This is a genomic window from bacterium, assembly GCA_026398675.1.
Classification (GTDB): domain Bacteria; phylum RBG-13-66-14; class RBG-13-66-14; order RBG-13-66-14; family RBG-13-66-14; genus RBG-13-66-14.
Map to the genome: position 1 here is coordinate 1 of JAPLSK010000392.1, position 3,325 is coordinate 3,325.

General features: G+C 63.6%; 4 protein-coding genes. 2 read left to right on the forward strand and 2 right to left on the reverse strand.

Annotated features, from left to right (window positions below):
* Nucleotides 1-344 precede the first annotated feature (344 nt).
* Together NTW26_11675 and NTW26_11680 are read left to right on the forward strand one after the other, a co-directional pair.
* Nucleotides 345-1,106: a hypothetical protein gene (locus tag NTW26_11675; GenBank protein ID MCX7022905.1), complete on the forward strand. Its 762-nt coding sequence runs from the start codon at nucleotides 345-347 to the stop codon at nucleotides 1,104-1,106.
* Nucleotides 1,107-1,120: 14 nt separating this feature from the next.
* Nucleotides 1,121-2,038, forward strand: a complete 918-nt coding sequence (locus tag NTW26_11680) for a hypothetical protein (protein ID MCX7022906.1) — start codon at nucleotides 1,121-1,123, stop codon at nucleotides 2,036-2,038.
* A 91-nt stretch (nucleotides 2,039-2,129) separates the two neighbouring features.
* Here the strand turns inward: NTW26_11680 and NTW26_11685 are convergent, their stop codons facing one another.
* Both NTW26_11685 and NTW26_11690 read right to left on the reverse strand, forming a co-directional pair.
* On the reverse strand, nucleotides 2,130-3,023 hold the full coding sequence (locus tag NTW26_11685; protein MCX7022907.1) for a hypothetical protein: 894 nt from the start codon (nucleotides 3,021-3,023) through the stop codon (nucleotides 2,130-2,132).
* Between the two features lie 3 nt (nucleotides 3,024-3,026).
* Nucleotides 3,027-3,325 (reverse strand): hypothetical protein (locus NTW26_11690; protein ID MCX7022908.1); only part of this gene is annotated, 299 nt, incomplete at its 5' end.

A 3,325-nucleotide genomic window follows, 5' to 3' on the forward strand; every position in this document is an offset into this window, starting at 1 on the left:
GCTTGAAGCTGGACACGGATCCGCGGTTCACATCTCCTGTATTCTAGGATTTAGTGCCGCGAGCGACACTCCATTAAAGAAAAGAGTTACATCAGCTTGAGCTGGACACGACCCCGCGGGGCGCACTGGATTTGATTCGAAAGATGTGCGCCGCGAGCGGCACATTATTGAGTAATAATGAGTTCCATCAGCTTGAAGCCGACCGAGCAGTTCTAAGCGGGTCGAGCAAGGTCGAGAACAACGCGCACCGTACGCCGCGACGCGAAACCGAAACCGCCCGCCGAGCGTACCTTACTTGCGCCCCGACGGGCTTTGGTCTATATTAACCGATGAGGTATCCGACCGTGATTCAAAGAACGGCACTACTTTTTCTATTCCTCTGCGCCATGGCGCCGGCCGCCGAGGTGCTCGTCGCCGACTACGACGGCGGACTGGAGTTCACCGATCCCGACGGCGGCGACCTCGTGGGCTCCGAATACGCCGTCACGGAGGCCCTCGACGCCAACGGCCGGGACTACGACCTGGTCACCGACATCCCCGACGACCTCGCCGGCTACGACATCGTCTTCGTCCTTCTGGGGACCTTTCCCGTCTCGCTTTCCCTGGATTACTCCGATCAAGAGGCGCTTCTGGAATTCGGCCGGTGGCGGGGGCTCTACGTGGAGGGCGGCGACGTGGGCTACGACTACTCCCCGGCGCCGTTGTGGGACCTCTTCGGCGCCCGCTACCTCTACGACGGCGAGCCCATGGGGGACGGGAACGTCGAGACGGTGAATGGCGTTTCCGGCATGCTCACCGCCGGCCTCGCCTTCGACTGTCCCGGGTATCAGACCGAGCCCAGCGACAATTACCTGGACGAAATCACCAACGACGGCGGCACGGTGATATTCACCAGCACCCCCATGGGCCACGTCTCCAACGCCCGGACGGTGGCCTACGCGGGCGACGGCCACCACCGCGCTGTGGTCTCCACGTTCCTCTTCGGCGCCCTGGCCGACGGGTCATCCACCAAGGAGGAGCTGATGGGGCGGCTGCTGGACTACCTCGGCGAGACGATGCCCGTGGAGGAGGCGAGCTGGGGCGAAATCAAGGCCAACTACCGCTGATTTCAGGGGGAAGGATGCGTGAATCGGTGACGTTATTTCTGGCGCTGGCGGCGGCGGCCGCGGCGCTCTCACCCGCCCAATCCCCGACCGCCCACGTCGGTCCGGCGCCGACTTCCACGGGCGTGCTCCTGGTGAGCGACCAGGAGGACGGCGTCTCGGAACCGCTCTACTTCGACGACTACTACACGGACGCCATTGACGACATCTTCGGGCACCCGTACTACTACAACATTCTATACCACACACGGGAGGTTCGGGTCGGCGACCTTACGGGCCACGGCGCCGTCGTCTGGTACACCGGAATCTCGGGGGGCACCTCCGCCGCCGACGGACCGGCGGGGCACATCACCCTCACCCTGGACGAGGAAGACGCCATCATCCAGTACCTGGAGACGACGCCGGCCGACGAATGCCGGGGGGTCTGGCTTTCCGGAATGTACATCGCCTGGAACTGCGTCGCCGAGGTCCTAACGGAAGGTCAGCTCTACTCGGAGCTCTTCAGCAACTACATCGGCCTTTCCTACCCTACGAGCAATTTCAGGAACCCAATCCACGTTGACAGCTCCTGGATCGGGGGTTCCGGCTCCACGTCGCCGCCGCTTTCGGGCGTCCCCTACTCCATGTGGTGGGCCTCCGGCGATTACAACTACCCCGACATGCTGGACGCCTCGGGCTCCGCCTGGTCCGCCCTCACCTGGCAGGACTCTAGCGGCACGACGCACCACTCCAGCTTCATCGCCAACCAGGGCACGAGCCCCTACGGCGGCACTTGGTACATCGTCTTCTCCGCCTTGCCCCTGGAGAGCATCGGTACCGAATCCTCCGGCGAGGAGCGCAGTTACATGATGTCGGACATCCTCTCCTGGTTCCAGGTCACCGTGGGTGTCGAGGAGTCGAGCTGGGGCCAGGTCAAGGCCTCCTTCGCCCCCTGACCGCCCTCGCTTGTGAAACAAGGGGCTTAAGCCCCTTGTTAAAAGAAAGCCCCCGCCGGGGGCTTTTTCGTTTGGGTAAACCGGTCCGTGGTCAGAGCGTCTTCCGCTTCCGGTTCCGGGAGACGAAGTAGGCGACGTTGCCCAAGAGGATGAGCACCACGATGATCACGTGAACCACCATCTGGGCGACCATCCCGCGCATGGCGGCGGCGGGCCGGGCTAACAGCTTCTCGTACTCCGCCGCCCCCTTCAGGCCGCCGAGCATCCCCTCAATCTGCCGCGTCTGGAGGAAGGCGTAGTAGTTGGGTGCGTAAACCGCCGTGCAGCCCACCAACACGGGGATGCCGAAGGGTACGCCCGCGTAGGAGATCCACATCTCCGGCATCGCCGTCCCGGAGACAGCCGAGACCAACCCCATGTCGTCGAAAGAATGCACGCCGGCCATCATCGGGTAGTCGTCCAGGGAGGTGCCGTAGTAGTCGCTGGGGTAGGCCTTGCGAATCTCATCACCCAGCTGGAGGATGACGGCGTCGGCGCCGGCGCGGAACCCGAGATAGACCCAGTCCTCGCCCATAGTTATCCGACGCTCCTCGCCCTTGGCCGCCAGCTCGGCGTTGATCTCGTCCTGGGCCTCGAGCATTATCCGCTCGCCGATGGAAGGCCCCTCGACCAGGAGCGTCATGGCGATAACCCGGACGCCACGCATGAGGGCGTGGCGGACCGTAGCGGCCAGGATGGGCTCCAGCTCGGGCAGCGTGCTCGGGCCCAGGTCCATAGAGATGAGGATGGTCGAACTGGGCGGAAGGCGGTCAATGGCGTTGTAGTAGCGGGACACCGGCGCGGTGATCGAGACGTCGACGCTGAAAGGACCGATCAGGGTGATGATCACGCCGATGGCAATCAGGAGAAAAATCCAGCGGCGGTCCAGCCCCAGGAGGAAATCCATGGCCCGGCCCGCGAGGTCGGCGATTTTTCGAAAGACCACGGCTCAGTCACCGACCTGTTCCCGGTCGCGGCGCTTTTTCAGGAACCGGTTGCCGTAGTAGGCGAGGTTGCCGAGAAAGATAAGAATCACGATAAACACGTGGACCACCATCTGGGCAACCATCCCCCGCGTGGCGTCAGCGGGGCGGGATATCATCTTCTCGTACTCGGCGGCCCCCTTGAGACCGCCCAGGATGCCCTCCATCTGACCCGTCTGCATGTAGGCGTAGAACTCGGGCGCGCTCACCGCCGTGCAACCCACGAGAACCGGAATGCCGAAGGGGGTGTGGGCGTAGGAAACCC